This window comes from Pantoea sp. C1E2 (assembly GCF_056491465.1).
The window spans coordinates 243,902-259,798 of sequence record NZ_JBSZHT010000002.1 but is presented as its reverse complement, the minus strand read 5'-3'; the positions used below and the strand labels follow the sequence as shown (position 1 = coordinate 259,798).

General features: G+C 54.0%; 14 protein-coding genes. 5 read left to right on the top strand and 9 right to left on the bottom strand.

The genetic code is table 11. From position 1 onward, the window contains the following. Window positions 1-149: 149 nt before the first annotated feature. From yidA to dnaA, 9 genes are all read right to left on the bottom strand, one after another. On the bottom strand, window positions 150-959 hold the full coding sequence (yidA, locus tag ACXI0A_RS01470; RefSeq protein WP_224933656.1) for a sugar-phosphatase: 810 nt from the start codon (window positions 957-959) through the stop codon (window positions 150-152). Between the two features lie 88 nt (window positions 960-1,047). Then, complete coding sequence (locus tag ACXI0A_RS01465; RefSeq protein ID WP_476150645.1) at window positions 1,048-2,337, bottom strand: MFS transporter; 1,290 nt, start codon at window positions 2,335-2,337, stop codon at window positions 1,048-1,050. Then, entirely contained in the window at window positions 2,334-2,828 is a 495-nt protein-coding gene (locus tag ACXI0A_RS01460) for a YhcH/YjgK/YiaL family protein (protein ID WP_476150646.1), read from the bottom strand. The genes ACXI0A_RS01465 and ACXI0A_RS01460 overlap by 4 nt, the downstream gene beginning before the upstream one ends. A 72-nt stretch (window positions 2,829-2,900) precedes the next feature. Next, entirely contained in the window at window positions 2,901-3,824 is a 924-nt protein-coding gene (locus ACXI0A_RS01455) for a dihydrodipicolinate synthase family protein (RefSeq protein WP_476151184.1), read from the bottom strand. Between the two features lie 43 nt (window positions 3,825-3,867). Then, window positions 3,868-5,064 carry a PfkB family carbohydrate kinase gene (locus ACXI0A_RS01450; protein ID WP_476150647.1) on the bottom strand — a complete coding sequence of 399 codons (1,197 nt, stop codon included), beginning with the start codon at window positions 5,062-5,064 and terminating at the stop codon, window positions 3,868-3,870. A gap of 198 nt (window positions 5,065-5,262) precedes the next feature. After that, the gene (gyrB, locus tag ACXI0A_RS01445; RefSeq protein WP_224933651.1) at window positions 5,263-7,671 is read right to left on the bottom strand and encodes a DNA topoisomerase (ATP-hydrolyzing) subunit B; all 2,409 of its coding nucleotides are present in this window, start codon (window positions 7,669-7,671) and stop codon (window positions 5,263-5,265) included. Window positions 7,672-7,688: 17 nt separating this feature from the next. Then, entirely contained in the window at window positions 7,689-8,774 is a 1,086-nt protein-coding gene (gene recF / locus ACXI0A_RS01440) for a DNA replication/repair protein RecF (protein ID WP_224933650.1), read from the bottom strand. A 172-nt stretch (window positions 8,775-8,946) separates the two neighbouring features. Then, window positions 8,947-10,047 (bottom strand): DNA polymerase III subunit beta, encoded by a 1,101-nt coding sequence (gene dnaN, locus ACXI0A_RS01435; RefSeq protein ID WP_476150648.1) that lies wholly within the window; start codon window positions 10,045-10,047, stop codon window positions 8,947-8,949. Window positions 10,048-10,052: 5 nt separating this feature from the next. Then, window positions 10,053-11,453 (bottom strand): chromosomal replication initiator protein DnaA, encoded by a 1,401-nt coding sequence (gene dnaA / locus ACXI0A_RS01430; RefSeq protein ID WP_224933649.1) that lies wholly within the window; start codon window positions 11,451-11,453, stop codon window positions 10,053-10,055. 600 nt (window positions 11,454-12,053) lie between these two features. Here dnaA and rpmH point away from each other — a divergent pair. The 5 genes from rpmH (at window position 12,054) to mnmE (ending at window position 15,886) form a co-directional block, all read left to right on the top strand. Next, complete coding sequence (gene rpmH, locus ACXI0A_RS01425; protein WP_003849659.1) at window positions 12,054-12,194, top strand: 50S ribosomal protein L34; 141 nt, start codon at window positions 12,054-12,056, stop codon at window positions 12,192-12,194. 14 nt (window positions 12,195-12,208) lie between these two features. Then, window positions 12,209-12,568 carry a ribonuclease P protein component gene (rnpA, locus tag ACXI0A_RS01420; RefSeq protein WP_034830013.1) on the top strand — a complete coding sequence of 120 codons (360 nt, stop codon included), beginning with the start codon at window positions 12,209-12,211 and terminating at the stop codon, window positions 12,566-12,568. Then, window positions 12,532-12,789 carry a membrane protein insertion efficiency factor YidD gene (gene yidD / locus ACXI0A_RS01415; protein ID WP_007893564.1) on the top strand — a complete coding sequence of 86 codons (258 nt, stop codon included), beginning with the start codon at window positions 12,532-12,534 and terminating at the stop codon, window positions 12,787-12,789. Before rnpA ends, yidD begins: the two co-directional genes overlap by 37 nt. A gap of 2 nt (window positions 12,790-12,791) precedes the next feature. Continuing rightward, a complete protein-coding gene (yidC, locus tag ACXI0A_RS01410) occupies window positions 12,792-14,438 on the top strand; it encodes a membrane protein insertase YidC (protein WP_476150649.1) in 1,647 nt (548 codons plus the stop codon). A gap of 83 nt (window positions 14,439-14,521) precedes the next feature. Further along, window positions 14,522-15,886, top strand: a complete 1,365-nt coding sequence (gene mnmE, locus ACXI0A_RS01405) for a tRNA uridine-5-carboxymethylaminomethyl(34) synthesis GTPase MnmE (protein ID WP_476150650.1) — start codon at window positions 14,522-14,524, stop codon at window positions 15,884-15,886. Window positions 15,887-15,897 lie beyond the last annotated feature (11 nt).

Genomic DNA, 15,897 nt, shown 5'->3' with positions numbered 1-15,897 from the left:
TCGGTGGGCCATCATTTAGGGTGTATCAATGCACAGCTAACGGAAACTGGAACGATCATGGGTAGTGTCGCCATTGATAACAACCAATCGGCATTTGCAGGATGAATTCAGAGAGGCGGACAGCAGCGCGCTGCCCGCAGAGAAGAGGATTACAGCACTAACTCTTCAATGGCATGCGCAACGCCATCTTCCATATTGGTTTTCGTCACAAACTGCGCGATATGTTTAACCGAATCAATGGCATTGCCCATCGCCACACCGGTTCCGGCATACTCAATCATCGCCAAATCGTTTTCCTGATCGCCAATCGCCATCACTTCCGACTGCTGCAGGCCCAATTTGTCCGCCAGCATTTTCACGCCGTAGCCTTTGTTGACCAATGGGTTGAGGATTTCGAGATAATACGGCGCGCTTTTCAGGATGGTGTAGCTTTCACGGGCACGCGCAGGCAGGCCAGCAATCGCCTTATCCAGCAGATGTGGCTTGTCGATCATCATCAGTTTCGGGAAACGCGTGGCGGGGTCCATCTCTTCCACCGCACGGTAACGTACCGGGATACCGGTCAAACTGGCTTCATGGATGGTGTATTCGCTGATGTCTTTGTTTGGCGTATAGAGGAAGGATTTGTCGAACGCCTGGAAATGTACGCCGAGGTCACGCGCCAGCTGTTCAATGTAGAGATAGTCATCAAAGCTCAGCGTTTGTTCAGCCACGACATCACCGTTAACCGCGCTATGCACCAAAGCGCCGTTGTTGCTGATGCAATATTGGCCAGGCTGCTGCATATCGAGTTCCATCAGATAGCGCTCGATGCCGACCAGCGGACGGCCGGTTGCCAGCACAATGGAAACCCCTTTATCACGCGCACGACCAATCGCTGATTTCACTGCTGCCGTCACCTCGTGCTGCGGATTGAGCAGCGTGCCGTCCATATCGATCGCAATCAATTTTATCGCCATAACATCCTCGGTTAAGTCAGAGTTTGTTTAATGCTAGCGCGATTCAGCTCACATTGACCAGTTAATCGGCAACGGACGGCACTTCAGGTTATTTTGCGGTCAACGGCTTGCGGACAAACAAGCCATAGCTCAGCGCCCCCAGCATCAACAATCCCGCCCCCAGCAAGAAGACGTTGGTAAATTTGCCGGTAGTATCCAGGATGATGCCCGTGACGATGGGTGCCATTGCTGCGCCGAGGAAGCCGCCAAAGTTCTGAATAGCACCCAGTGAAGCAACCTGAGATTTTGGTGCAATATCACTGGCCAGCGTCCAAAGTGCTCCTTGTGGCATCTGCGAACAGAAGTACCCCATGGCGAGGAGCGCGATTGCCAGCGGCGTACTATCCACGAAGGGGATCGGTGCCACGAAGCAGGCGGCCAGTGCTGCGCCAGTCACAATCGGAACTTTACGCGCGGTGATGGCCCGTACGCCACGACGTACCAATCCATCGGACAGCATACCGCCCACCAGCACGCCTAAAATGCCGGCGAAGAACGGAATCGAGGCGATCCAACCAGTGGCTTTGAGACTGAAACCCAGGGATTTTTCCAGATAGCCTGGTAGCCAGGTGAGATAGACCCAAATAGTGAACATGATGGAGAAGTTGCCGATCACCATAAACCACGTTGTGCTGTGACGGAACAGTGCACCCCAACTGGCCTGCGCCTTCTCTTCTGGTGCAGCCACACTGCGCTGCCCGGCATGCAGCAAGGCATCTTCACGCGCTTCGGGATCACGATAAAACTTCCACCACGCCAGCAGCAATGGAATACCCATCAGTCCAATGGCGACGAACATGCCACGCCAGCCCAGGGTCAGCAGCAGTACGGTCAAAATCGGTGGCGCGATAGCGTTGGCGATTTGCGAACCGGTATTGATGATCGCCGTGGGTAAACCGCGTTCGTTATCGCCAAACCAGCGATGGGTGATCTTGATACCCGAGGTGAAAAACGGCGATTCGGCGATCCCTAACATCATGCGTAAGCCATAGAAGAAGCTATAGCTGTTTACAAACGCCGCCAGCACAGTAAACGTGGACCATAAGCCGAGCGCCCATGAGAACATTTTCCTTGGACCAAACTTATCCACCAGCCAGCCTGCAGGCAGGTTTGCTAGCGCATAAGGCCAGAGAAATGCGGAGAGTAACAAGCCCATTTCGGTTTGCGAGAAGCCAAATTCAGCAGCAATAGTGGTGTTAGCGATGCTGAGATTCGCGCGGTCAAGATAGTTAACCACCGCCGCCAACAGCAGAAGGAGGACAATGCCCCAGCGCAGTTTGCCTATGGTTGTTGGCTGGGTAATGGTCGCATCAGATAAGGTATGCGAAGAGGGTTTCATGACGCCTCCTGCGGGGAAGAAAACAGGTCGAGATGGATTTTAATCACCGCTTTGCGAATGCGTTGTACTTCCGGCGCGGCACAGCACGGACGATGGACATCGTGTGGGAAAAACAGCGCGAACTGGCCCGGCGTCAGGGTGATCATCGATTCATTGATGGTGTCCTGATAAAACACCACATCACGTTCGGTGCGCAAATCTTCGGTAATGACATGTTGCGGATGGGCGCGCGCCACGCCGATATTCTCACGCCCTTTCAGTAAATATTGGATATCAACATAGTTAAAGTGCGACTCCGCGCGACGATCGCTCGCTGGTTCGGTATCCATTTCCTGCACCAGACAGAACATCTGGTTGTTGGGCAGTAAATCGTATTTCCCTGCTTCCAGCTGGCTGAAATCGGTATCTGCAATCCAGCGAATAGCCTGGTCAATTATGGGATGAAAAGCATGGCGCTCACGCGTCCAGTCCAGTCGATCGCATACAATCATGATGTTTTCCCGTGTCGTTATCGTTAGAGTGTTCAGGTACAGCGGGAGGATAAACATCCTCCCTGAGAGGTTTTATTTGGTTACACGTGGCTGCCATAACGCGCTGCCATCACGGATTTGATCGAGCAGAATGCTCAATCCCCAGAATTTTTCCAGCACATTGTCTTTGTTCACCCGGCAGTGCTCACTGGCAAACGTGCCCAGTCGCTGGTGATAAATCTTGGCGTTTTTCGGATAGCCAAGCGTTTCCGTCACGGCGCTGAGCGACAGGAACAGCGACAGTTCATGAGCTTTTTCCGGCTGCTGTGCGCCGTGGTGATAAAGCCAGTGGTACAGACCCGGATGGAAGTTAGTGAACACACCGCTGAAACCTTTGGATCCCGCTTGCATCGCCGGCCAGGCAATTGCGGCATTGGCATTGATAATGGCCAGTGGCGTGCCCTGAGCCAGTTTGACGCGGCGCTCAACGGTGGGCAGATCGCAGCTCACATCTTTCAACACCACAAAACGGCCACTGTTGGCGCAGAAGCTGAACTCCTCATCACTCAACAGGCGACGATACGGCGCCGGGCACTCATAAAGCCCCAATGGCATGTCCGCGGGTAAAGATTCCAACAGATGGTTGAGATGGGCATAGAATGTTTCACTGCCCTGATTTTGTGGGTCGAGGTGGTTGGTCACCAGTACCAAAGCATCAATCCCGGTACTGGCCATGGCTTGCAGCTCTTTAGTTTGCTCTGCCAGATCATCACTGATATGTCCTGAGGCGATGACGGGCACACGGCCTTCTACTTTCTGCACCACAAAGCGTGCCAGATCTACCCGCTCGTCGAGGCTGAGATATTGCATCTCGCTGGACTGACATACTGCAAACAGCGCATCCACGCCCTCTTTTAAGTACCAACCAATTAACTTTTCCAGTCCCGGATAATCAATCTGGTTATCCGGGGTAAACGGGGTCAGCATGACCGGTACAATGCCTTCAATCTTTTTCATCATCTCTCCTGTCAGCGAAGGACCGCTGTGATTAATTTTCTGATTAACGTTGTTGAAGTCGGGTTAGCACCTGCTGACGATCGGGCATGTTGCTTGCCCCTTCTCGCTCAACAGCCAGCGAAGCAAAAGCAGATGCCCAGGTCGCTGCTTGCAGCAAGCTTTGGCCCTGAGCGAGTGCCGCCGCCAGTGCGCCGTTGAAGGCATCACCCGCGCCTGTGGTATCCACACTGAGCGCAGGAAATGCCGGAATATGGTGAAATTGTTGGTTATCAAACAGCAGCGCACCGCACGATCCCATGGTGATGATCACTCTCCGCGCGCCCAACGCGACAATGGCCTGAGCAGCCGCGCGCGCGCTGGCGACATCATGGATTTCAATACCAGACAGACGCGAAGCTTCCGTTTCATTGGGCGTGAGCACATCAATCATCGGCAGACAGCTCACCACGTCAGGGGAAAATGGAGCTGGATTCATAATGACGCGGACGCCCATGGTGTGTGCGAGACGGATGGCGCTGCGGGTGGCTTCAAAGTTGTTTTCCAATTGCAGCAGCATCACATTCGCATCGGTTAATTCATGCGTGAGTTCGGCAATCTCTTCGTCGGTAATGGTTTTATTGGCACCCGAGTAGATGGCAATCATGTTCTCGCCATTTTCTTGCGAGACATAAATGATGGCGCTGCCCGTTGGTTCGGCATCCGTCTGGTAAAGACGGAAGGAGTGAATGTCGGAGGAAGAGAGATGATCGAACGCGAATTGGCTGAATTGATCGGTGCCGACCTTGGCCACAAAATGGACGCGCGTGCCCGCACAGCTGGCTGCCATCGCCTGATTTGCGCCTTTACCGCCCGGCCCCAGCGTACTGCCTAACGCCATCAGTGATTCGCCACTTTGTGGAAATTGCGCCACTTTAGCCACAATATCGACGTTAAAAGCACCGAGAATGCAGACTTTACCCTGCTTACCGGATGATTTTACCTGGCCTTTACGGGACTGCAGGCGTTGCAGTAACACCTCAAAGTTGCCACTTTCACTAATGAGCTTCTCCTGCAAATTCCGGCGTAACGCAATCGCGCCGCCATAGCAGCGCTGCACTAAGCCCTGCTGTGCCAATGCACTGAGATCGGTACGAATCGTTTCTCGTGTTACACCGAGCTGGCTTGCCAGGCCATTAACCGTGACGCGCTCGTGTTCATCAAGCCACAGCAAAATCTGGCTACGTCGTTCTTCCAAAAACATGCACTTTCCTCCGTTTCGCTCGCAAGCGTAAGGGAGACGGCTGTTAATGAAAGTGATGCGGATCTCAGCACTCGGGAAATAACGGAAGCAAACAAAAGTGAATGCAGATGTTTTTCAAGGGAAAAGAAGATTGTCAGGCGGATAACAAAATAAGGGGAATAAAAACCCTTCCCGGTTGGGAAGGGTTGAGGTGACAAATCAGATATCGATGTTAGCGGCTTTCAGCGCATTCTCTTCGATGAAGGCACGGCGCGGTTCAACCGCATCGCCCATCAGCGTAGTGAACAGCTGGTCAGCAGCGATGGCGTCTTTAATGGTGACGCGCAGCATGCGGCGGCTGTCTGGATCCATGGTGGTTTCCCACAGCTGCTCTGGGTTCATCTCACCCAGACCTTTATAGCGCTGAACTGACAGACCACGGCGTGACTCTTTCACCAGCCACTCGATAGCTTGCTCGAAGCTGGTCACTGGCTGACGGCGCTCGCCACGTTCGATGAATGCATCTTCTTCGATCAGGCCGCGCAGCTGCTCGCCCAGAGCACAGATCTTGCGATATTCCGGCCCATCGATGAACTCGCTGTCCATCGGATAGTCGGTGTCCACACCGTGCGTACGCACACGCAATACCGGTTCGAAAACGTTCAGCTCGCTGTTGGTGCGCACGTGCGCCATGTAGCTGCTGCCGTGCGCTTCGCGCTCGGTCAGGTACGCGACTAAGCCATCAATCCAGCTCTTAACGGTGGCCTCATCATTGAGGTCGCTCAGAGTCGGATGGTAAATCAGGCCACGCAGCATCGCCAGAGGGAAGCGACGTTCCATACGCTTAATCATGCGCTGAGTGCTGTTGAAATCACCCACCAGATTTTCCAGCGGCTGGCCGCCCAACGCCGGGGCGCTCGCGTTGGTGTGCAGCGTAGCACCATCAAGCGCGATAGCGATCTGATACTGATCCATCGCTTCGTCATCTTTAATGTACTGTTCTTGCTTGCCTTTCTTCACTTTGTACAGTGGCGGCTGCGCAATATAGACATGGCCACGTTCCACGATTTCCGGCATCTGACGGTAGAAGAAGGTCAACAGCAGCGTACGGATGTGCGAGCCATCGACGTCCGCATCGGTCATGATGATGATGCTGTGATAACGCAGTTTGTCCGGGTTGTATTCGTCACGACCGATACCACAGCCCAGTGCGGTGATCAGGGTGGCCACTTCCTGAGAAGCGAGCATCTTGTCGAAACGCGCTTTCTCTACGTTAAGGATTTTACCTTTCAACGGCAGAATCGCCTGGTTCTTACGGTTACGTCCCTGCTTGGCAGAGCCGCCCGCTGAGTCCCCTTCCACTAAGTAGATTTCAGACAGTGCAGGGTCACGCTCCTGGCAATCCGCCAGTTTGCCCGGCAGACCGGCCAAATCCAGCGCGCCTTTACGACGGGTCATTTCACGGGCGCGACGAGCCGCTTCACGTGCACGAGCCGCATCGATAATTTTACCGACTACGATTTTCGCATCTGACGGGTTTTCCAGCAGGTATTCGCTCAGCAGTTCGTTCATCTGCTGCTCAACCGCGGACTTCACCTCAGAAGAAACCAGCTTGTCTTTGGTCTGTGAGGAGAACTTTGGATCCGGCACTTTCACCGAGACAACCGCAATCAGGCCTTCACGCGCATCATCACCGGTGGCGCTGACTTTGGCTTTTTTGCTGTAGCCTTCTTTATCCATGTAGGCATTCAGCGTACGCGTCATTGCCGCACGGAAACCGGCCAGGTGCGTACCGCCGTCGCGCTGTGGAATGTTGTTGGTGAAGCAGTAGATGTTTTCCTGGAAACCATCGTTCCACTGCAGCGCCACTTCCACGCCAATGCCGTCTTTCTCGGTAGAGAAATAGAACACGGTTGGATGAATCGGGGTTTTGTTTTTGTTGAGGTACTCAACGAATGCCTTGATGCCGCCTTCATAGTGGAAGTGGTCGGCTTTGCCGTCACGTTTGTCTTCCAGACGGATCGAAACACCTGAGTTCAGGAACGACAGCTCACGCAGGCGTTTCGCCAGGATTTCGTACTCAAACTCAATCACGTTAGTGAAGGTTTCGTAGCTCGGCCAGAAGCGAACGCGTGTACCGGTTGCTTCGGTATCACCCGATACCGCCAGCGGAGCCTGCGGCACGCCGTGCTGATAAACCTGCTGATGCACTTTGCCTTCACGACGAATGGTCAGCTCCAGCTTCTGCGACAGGGCGTTAACCACTGACACACCCACGCCGTGCAGACCACCGGACACTTTATAAGAGTTATCGTCGAACTTACCGCCGGCGTGCAGCACGGTCATGATCACTTCCGCCGCAGATACACCCTCTTCCGGGTGAATGCCGGTCGGAATACCACGGCCATCATCCTGAACAGACACAGAATTGTCCGCATGGATGGTGACGACGATGTCACTACAGTGACCCGCGAGCGCTTCGTCGATTGCGTTATCCACGACCTCGAATACCATGTGATGCAGACCGGTGCCGTCATCGGTATCACCGATATACATACCCGGGCGTTTGCGTACCGCATCAAGCCCTTTAAGGACTTTGATACTTGAGGAGTCATAAGAATTCGACATCAACGTTTCTCGCTCATTTAATCTTCAGGTTGAACCGCTATTTTACCCTGTTCCACGCGGAACATCTTGCCCTTTTCGTCACTCATATCGATTACATGCTCGACACCAATGGCACTGACAAATACCTGAGCCTGCGTGGCTTTCAGGCGCTCGGCAAGCAACCGACGACGGGTGTCATCCAGCTCCGAAGCGAAGTCATCAATCAGGTACAAACAGCGACGTCCGCTACTGCGTGTCAGATATTCACCCTGCGCTAAACGCAGTGCACACATCAGCAGCTTTAATTGACCGCGTGAGAGTAAATCTTCCACCGGCGTACCTTCTGCACGAATGCGAAAATCCGCTTTATGCGGGCCGCTGGCGGTGTAGGTGAGCGCGCGATCGCGCTCAAAATTGCGTTCCAGCAGTTCGCCGTAGTCGCTCTCTTTATCCCAGCCGCGCTGGAAGGAAAACGACAACTCAAACTCTGGTAAAAATTGACCACAGGTGGCGATAATCTCCTTCGAGATCGCCGCACTGTACTCGGCGCGCCACTGGCTGATCTGTTCGGCCAATGGCACCAGTTCCTGATCCCATGGGCGGATCTGGCTGTAGCGTGAAACTTGTCGCAGTGCAGCATTACGCTGTTTCATCAATCGACGCAGATTATTCCACGCGTTGAAGAAGCCGGGCGCAGAGTGAAAACAGCCCCAATCAACATAGGCTCTACGGTATTTGGGGCCGCCGTTGAGCAAAGTAAACCCTTCAGGGGTGATCAGTTGCATTGGCAGCAATTGCGCCAGCTCCGCGACTTTATGGCCGTCACTGCCATCAATGCGTACTTTGCTGTCGCCCGCGCGATTCTTGGTAAGGCCGACCGCCAACTCTCGCTCGTTGCCTTCAATACGCCCATGCAGCACAAAGGCGTCCTGATCGTGGCGGATAACACGTCCGGCCTGCAAACTGCGGAATGCGCGACCGTGTCCGAGGGTATAGATCGCTTCGAGCACGCTGGTTTTACCGCTGCCGTTAGCGCCCACAAGGAAATTGAAGCCCGGCGCTAGCGTGAGATCGGCTTGCTCGATATTGCGGAAATCTTTAATCAGGAGGCGGGTTAAAGCCATGAATCATTCCAGCCAGAAGGGGGTTGCCTAACATTAACAATCCAGGCCGTCGGCGGCGCAGGCAGTCTGGTCACGGCCAGCGCGCAGGCCCTGGGAGCATACTGAAGTATGTGACCAGGGACGAGCACTGCCCGGGACCAGAATGGCAAGCAAGCCAGGCCGATATTTTCTACTACAAGCGCATTGGCATGACTACGTAGGCCGCTGCTGGGCTGGCGACATCTTCAATCTGCACACTGGAAACCGAATCGGTCAGTAGCAAACGCACGTTCTCACACTTCAGCGCATTCAGCACATCTAGCACGTAACTGACGTTAAAACCAATTTCCAGTTCGGTGCCGCTGTACGACACATCCAGCATCTCTTCCGCTTCTTCCTGTTCAGGGTTATTAGCGGTGATCTTGAGCTGATTCTCGGTGATATAGATGCGAACGCCGCGGAACTTCTCATTAGAGAGGATTGCTGCGCGGGCAAACGCCTGCTTCAGCAGATCGCAACCCGCTTCCAGCGCTTTATCCGGGTTCTTCGGCAATACGCGGCGATAATCCGGGAAACGGCCATCAACCAGCTTAGAAGTGAAGATAAAGTCACCGACGTGCGCGCGAATGTTGCTGCTGCCGATCTGCACCTGCAGTGGGGTTTCGCCACCGTCGAGCAAACGCACCAGCTCAATCACACCTTTGCGCGGCACGATCACCGAATGGTTAGGCAACGCCTGACCAATCGGCATGGAGCACACCGCCAGACGGTGACCATCGGTGGCGACGGTGCGTAACTCCTCACCTTCGGTCTCAAACAGCATGCCGTTAAGGTAGTAACGTACATCCTGATGCGCCATCGAGAACTGCGTTGCTTCGATCAGTCGTTTCAGCGTGGCCTGCGGCAAGGTGAACTCCACCTCGCTCTGCCAGTCATCCAGATTAGGGAAGTCAGTCGCGGGCAGCGTCGATAATGAGAAACGGCTGCGGCCAGAACGCACCAGCATTCTGTCACCTTCAAGAGTCAGGCTGATTTCAGCCCCCTCTGGCAAACCGCGGCAAATATCGAGGAATTTACGCGCGGGCACGGTGGTTGCGCCCGGTTCGTGGGGCTGCGTTAGCGCAACGCGGGCCACCATCTCCATTTCCAAATCAGTGCCGGTCAGACGCAGTACGCCTTCACTGACCTGCAACAGTAAATTTCCGAGGATCGGTAAGGTCGGGCGCCCACTAAGCGGGCCGCTAACCTGTTGCAGTGGTTTCAGCAACTGCTCACGTTCTACAATAAATTTCATATGCGTCAGGAAGATAATGTTCGAATGAGGTTAGAGAAATCTTCTTTGATGTCGTGGCTCTCTTCACGCAACTGCTCAATCTTACGGCAGGCATGGAGCACGGTGGTATGGTCACGGCCACCAAACGCATCGCCAATTTCCGGCAGGCTATGGTTGGTCAGCTCTTTCGCCATCGCCATCGCCATCTGACGCGGACGAGCCACCGAACGCGAACGGCGCTTCGACAGCAAATCCGCTACTTTGATTTTGTAGTACTCGGCCACCGTTTTCTGGATGTTATCGATGGTGACCAGCTTTTCCTGCAACGCCAGCAGATCGCGCAGCGCTTCGCGCACGAAATCGATGGTAATGGCGCGACCGGTGAAGTTGGCATTCGCGATAACGCGATTCAGCGCCCCTTCCAGCTCACGCACATTAGAGCGCAGGCGTTTAGCAATAAAGAAGGCGACTTCACCCGGCAGACGAATATCATTCTCGTCGGCTTTCTTCATCAGGATCGCCACGCGTGTTTCCAGCTCAGGCGGCTCGATCGCGACAGTTAATCCCCAGCCAAAACGCGATTTCAGGCGATCTTCTACGCCGTTGATCTCTTTTGGATAACGATCCGAGGTCAATATGATCTGCTGATTACCTTCCAACAGTGCATTGAAGGTATGGAAAAACTCTTCCTGCGAGCGCTCTTTATTGGCAAAGAACTGAATGTCATCGATCAGCAGTGCATCGACGGAACGGTAATAACGCTTAAATTCTTCAATGGCGTTGTTTTGCAGCGCTTTTACCATGTCCTGCACAAAACGTTCGGAGTGCATGTAAACCACTTTGGCATTTGGCTTGCGCGCAATAATGCCATTCCCCACCGCATGCAACAGGTGAGTTTTACCTAAACCGGTGCCGCCATAAAGGAAGAGAGGGTTATAGGCGCCGCCAGGATTATCCGCCACCTGACGTGCCGCCGCGCGCGCCAGTTGGTTAGATTTACCTTCAACGAAGTTATCGAAGTTATGGCGGTTATTCACATTAGAACGGTAGGTCACGTCTGCAGGTGCCGGCACCGAATCCCAGCTTGGACGCAAAATTTGCGCCGGAGCAGGACGATTTTCAACGGGAGCACGTGTGCTGTAAGCCGCCATTGCAGGCTGGCTGGTCGTTACTTGCGCAGCCGGGCGCGTGCCCACTTCGAAACGCAGCAAAGGCACGTTCGGGCCGCAGAATTCATTCAGCAGCCCATTAATACTATTGAGATATTTATCCCGAACCCAGTCGAGTACAAACCGATTTGGTGCATACAAGGTCAGCGTATTGTCGTTTAATTCAGCCTGCAGCGGACGAATCCACATGCTGAATTCGGTGGCAGGAAGCTCATCCTGCAAACGGGCAAGACACTGTTGCCAAAGCGTAAGTGACACGGCGGACTCCACTCGTACAAAATCGATAAGAATTTCAGGCGCTAATAATAGAAACTGTCTTTTTTGACACAGGCGGTCAGAAAGCGCCTGCGACCGCTGTTCGCGGTAGTCATCCCCGGCGATCTCATTGAGGATCGTCAGCGGAAGGGCGGATCATAGCGCAAAGCGGCACAGAGATCTTCCCTTTCTACACAGTTTTGATCCAATTTATCCACAGGCTGATGAAGCGCTAATGAGTTTACGCTTTCTGCGGAAAAAGCGAGCGGTGATCTCGCTGAAAGAGGCAATTTTTCTGGTCGCCTCTCGTTTCCGCGCAATAAATCTGCAAATTGATCGCAAGAAGATCCTGCGCGATCCTTGCGCTTTACCCTATAGCCCGTATAATTCCCCACCCGGCATTATTGCGTGAAGCCTTGATGTACGGAATCAGCGGGCTGTATCTGGTTTCCAGGTGCCGCGAACTGCGAAGTAAATTGACTCTGGACTGTACAATTATTACAATCCCGCCTCTTTATTAAAGACACATTGAGGCGTCGGTCGATTTACTGGCCCGAAAACGCGTCACCCAGTGAAAATTTTCAAGTTTAGGTAGAAATCGCCATGAAACGCACTTTTCAACCGTCCGTACTGAAGCGCAACCGTTCACACGGTTTCCGTGCTCGTATGGCAACAAAAAATGGTCGTCAGGTTCTGGCACGTCGTCGTGCTAAAGGCCGTTCTCGTCTGACCGTTTCTAAGTAATAAAGCTAACCCTAGTGGTTAAGCTCGCATTTCCCAGGGAGTTACGTTTGTTAACTCCCACTCATTTCACTTTCGTCTTCCAGCAGCCACAAAGAGCCGGTACGCCGCAAATCACCATCCTCGGCCGACTTAATTCGCTGGGGCATCCCCGCATCGGTCTTACCGTCGCTAAAAAGCATGTGAAACGCGCCCATGAACGCAACCGGATCAAGCGATTGACCCGCGAAAGCTTTCGTCTGCGCCAACATGAGCTGCCTGCGATGGATTTTGTCATCGTGGCGAAAAAAGGGATTGCTGACCTCGATAACCGTGCGTTAACGGAAGCGTTGGAGAAACTATGGCGTCGTCACTGTCGCCTGGCTCGCGGCTCCTGATTGCCCTGATACGCGTTTATCAACGCGCCATCAGCCCACTGCTTGGACCTCATTGTCGGTTCCATCCCACCTGCTCGCAGTATGGGATTGAGGCCTTACGTCGCTTCGGCGTCGTAAAAGGTAGTTGGTTGACGATTAAACGCGTATTAAAATGCCACCCTTTGAACCCGGGTGGTGACGATCCTGTGCCGCCAAAAACCTTTGATACCAGAGAACATTAACGATGGATTCGCAACGCAATCTCTTTCTCATCGCTTTTCTGTTCGTGTCTTTTATGATCTGGCAAGCCTGGCAGACGGACCACGCTCCGCAGCCACAGCAGACTCAGACCACGCAAAACACAAGCAGCGCAGCGGGTGATGCCGCCACTACCGGCGTCCCGGCTAGCGGTCAGGGCCAAACGATCACCGTTAAGACTGATGTCCTGTCACTCAGCATCAATACTCGCGGTGGCGATATTGAGCAGGCACTGCTGCTGACTTACCCTGATAAACTGGGTTCAGACGCACCGTTCCAGCTGCTGGAAACCACTCCTGCTTTCGTTTATCAGGCACAAAGTGGCTTAACCGGTCGTAATGGTCCGGACAACCCGAACAATGGCGCACGTCCACTGTTCACCACCTCACAAGATCACTTCGAGATGGCCGATGGCCAGACCGAGCTGCGTGTGCCACTGACCTGGACCGACGAAAAAGGTGTGGTTTACACCAAAACTTTCGTGTTCAAGCGTGGCGACTTCGCGGTTAACGTTGACTACAACATTAATAACGCCTCACAGCAGCCGCTGGAAGTGTCGATGTTTGGTCAGCTGAAGCAGACAATTGATCTGCCGAAGCATCGTGATACCGGCAGCAACAACTTTGCCCTGCACACTTTCCGTGGCGCAGCGTACTCGACCAGCGAAGCGAAATACGAAAAATACAAATTCGATACTATCGCGGATAACGAGAACCTGAACGCGACCACCAGCAATGGTTGGGTGGCGATGCTGCAGCAGTACTTTGCCACCGCTTGGGTGCCACGTACTCAGGGTAACAACACCCTGTATACCAGCAACCTCGGTAACGGCATTGCGGCAATCGGTTATAAATCTTCACCGGTGACCGTGGCGGCAGGCGCACAGCAAGACCTGGGCGCGACTTTGTGGTTAGGCCCGGAAATTCAGGACAAGATGGCCGCAATCGCGCCTCACCTGGATCTGACCGTAGATTACGGTTGGTTGTGGTTCATCTCTCAGCCACTGTTTAAGCTGCTGAAATTCCTGCACAGCTTTATCGGTAACTGGGGCTTCTCGATTATCGTTATCACCTTCATCGTTCGTGGCATCATGTACCCGCTGACCAAAGCGCAGTACACCTCCATGGCGAAGATGCGTATGCTGCAGCCGAAGATTCAGGCGATGCGTGAGCGTCTGGGCGATGACAAGCAGAAGCAGAGCCAGGAAATGATGGCGCTGTATAAAGCAGAGAAAGTGAACCCGTTGGGTGGCTGCTTGCCTCTGGTTATCCAGATGCCTATCTTCCTGGCCTTGTACTACATGCTGTCAGGTTCGATTGAGCTGCGTCATGCACCGTTCATTCTGTGGATTCATGACCTGTCCGCGCAGGACCCGTATTACATTCTGCCGGTTATCATGGGTATCACCATGTTCTTCATCCAGAAGATGTCACCGACTACCGTGACCGATCCGATGCAGCAGAAGATCATGACCTACATGCCGGTTATCTTTACCGTGTTCTTCCTGTGGTTCCCTGCGGGTCTGGTGCTGTACTACATCGTCAGCAACCTCGTGACCATTCTCCAGCAGCAGCTGATCTATCGCGGCCTGGAAAAACGTGGTTTGCATAGCCGCGACAAGAAGAAAGCGTAACGTCTGACTGCAACAGCAGCAGCGTATACTCAAGGGGCGGCATTTATGTCGCCCTGTTTTTTTATGTGAAAAGTGAGAAAGACATGAGCCACAGCGACACCATCGTTGCCCAGGCGACGCCTCCCGGCCGTGGCGGCGTCGGCATTCTGCGTATTTCCGGTGCCAAAGCCGCTGACGTCGCACAAGCCGTGCTCGGTAAGTTGCCGAAACCGCGCTATGCCGACTATTTGCCGTTCAACGATGCGGATGGCAGCGTGTTGGATCAGGGCATTGCGCTGTGGTTTCCTGGACCCAACTCTTTCACCGGCGAAGATGTGCTGGAGCTGCAAGGGCACGGCGGCCCGGTGATTCTGGATCTGTTGCTGAAACGCATCGTCGCGCTGTCAGGTGTGCGTATCGCCCAGCCGGGTGAATTCTCCGAACGCGCCTTCCTCAATGACAAACTCGATCTGGCACAGGCAGAAGCCATTGCCGACCTGATCGACGCCAGCTCAGAGCAGGCCGCACGCTCCGCCGTAAACTCACTACAGGGCGCGTTTTCACTGCGCATCAATACCCTTGTGGAAGCACTCACTCACCTGCGCATCTATGTGGAGGCCGCTATCGACTTCCCGGATGAGGAGATCGATTTTCTGTCTGACGGCAAAATCGAAGGCCAACTGAATGTGGTGATCGGCGACCTTGATAACGTGCGCGCCGAAGCACGCCAGGGCAGCCTGCTGCGTGAAGGGATGAAAGTGGTGATTGCCGGTCGCCCTAATGCCGGTAAATCCAGCCTGTTGAATGCCCTCGCCGGCCGCGAAGCCGCGATTGTCACCGATATTGCCGGTACCACGCGTGACGTGCTGCGTGAGCATATTCATATCGACGGTATGCCGCTGCACATCATCGATACTGCAGGATTGCGTGAAGCCAGCGATGAAGTTGAGCGCATCGGGATTGAACGCGCCTGGCAGGAAATCGAGCAAGCCGATCGCGTGCTGTTTATGGTGGATGGCACCACCACCGACGCCACTGAAGCCGCTGCTATCTGGCCTGATTTCGTCGCACGTTTACCGGCACAACTGCCGATTACCGTGGTGCGTAACAAAGCCGATATGACCGGTGAAGTGCTGGGCCTGTCAGAAGTGAACGATCACTCACTGATTCGCCTCTCTGCGCGCACTGGCGAAGGTGTGGATGCACTGCGCGACCACCTGAAACAGAGCATGGGCTTCTCCGGCAATATGGAAGGCGGATTCCTGGCGCGTCGACGCCATCTGCAGGCATTGGAGTTGGCGGCCACTCACTTACAGCAGGGCAAAGACCAGCTGCTGGGTGCATGGGCGGGTGAACTGCTGGCGGAAGAGCTGCGTCTGGCACAGCAGGCCCTGAGCGAAATCACCGGTGAGTTCACCTCTGACGATCTGCTCGGCAGAATTTTCTCCAGTTTCTGCATTGGTAAGTAGTCATTCCCCTG

What these genes read in the sequence shown, in the direction of transcription:
- yidA (WP_224933656.1), bottom strand. Translation starts at nt 959, where the DNA reads ATGGCGATAAAATTGATTGCGATCGATATGGACGGCACGCTGCTCAAT.
- ACXI0A_RS01465 (WP_476150645.1), bottom strand. Translation starts at nt 2,337, where the DNA reads ATGAAACCCTCTTCGCATACCTTATCTGATGCGACCATTACCCAGCCA.
- ACXI0A_RS01460 (WP_476150646.1), bottom strand. Translation starts at nt 2,828, where the DNA reads ATGATTGTATGCGATCGACTGGACTGGACGCGTGAGCGCCATGCTTTT.
- ACXI0A_RS01455 (WP_476151184.1), bottom strand. Translation starts at nt 3,824, where the DNA reads ATGAAAAAGATTGAAGGCATTGTACCGGTCATGCTGACCCCGTTTACC.
- ACXI0A_RS01450 (WP_476150647.1), bottom strand. Translation starts at nt 5,064, where the DNA reads ATGTTTTTGGAAGAACGACGTAGCCAGATTTTGCTGTGGCTTGATGAA.
- gyrB (WP_224933651.1), bottom strand. Translation starts at nt 7,671, where the DNA reads ATGTCGAATTCTTATGACTCCTCAAGTATCAAAGTCCTTAAAGGGCTT.
- recF (WP_224933650.1), bottom strand. Translation starts at nt 8,774, where the DNA reads ATGGCTTTAACCCGCCTCCTGATTAAAGATTTCCGCAATATCGAGCAA.
- dnaN (WP_476150648.1), bottom strand. Translation starts at nt 10,047, where the DNA reads ATGAAATTTATTGTAGAACGTGAGCAGTTGCTGAAACCACTGCAACAG.
- rpmH (WP_003849659.1), top strand. Translation starts at nt 12,054, where the DNA reads ATGAAACGCACTTTTCAACCGTCCGTACTGAAGCGCAACCGTTCACAC.
- yidD (WP_007893564.1), top strand. Translation starts at nt 12,532, where the DNA reads ATGGCGTCGTCACTGTCGCCTGGCTCGCGGCTCCTGATTGCCCTGATA.
- yidC (WP_476150649.1), top strand. Translation starts at nt 12,792, where the DNA reads ATGGATTCGCAACGCAATCTCTTTCTCATCGCTTTTCTGTTCGTGTCT.
- mnmE (WP_476150650.1), top strand. Translation starts at nt 14,522, where the DNA reads ATGAGCCACAGCGACACCATCGTTGCCCAGGCGACGCCTCCCGGCCGT.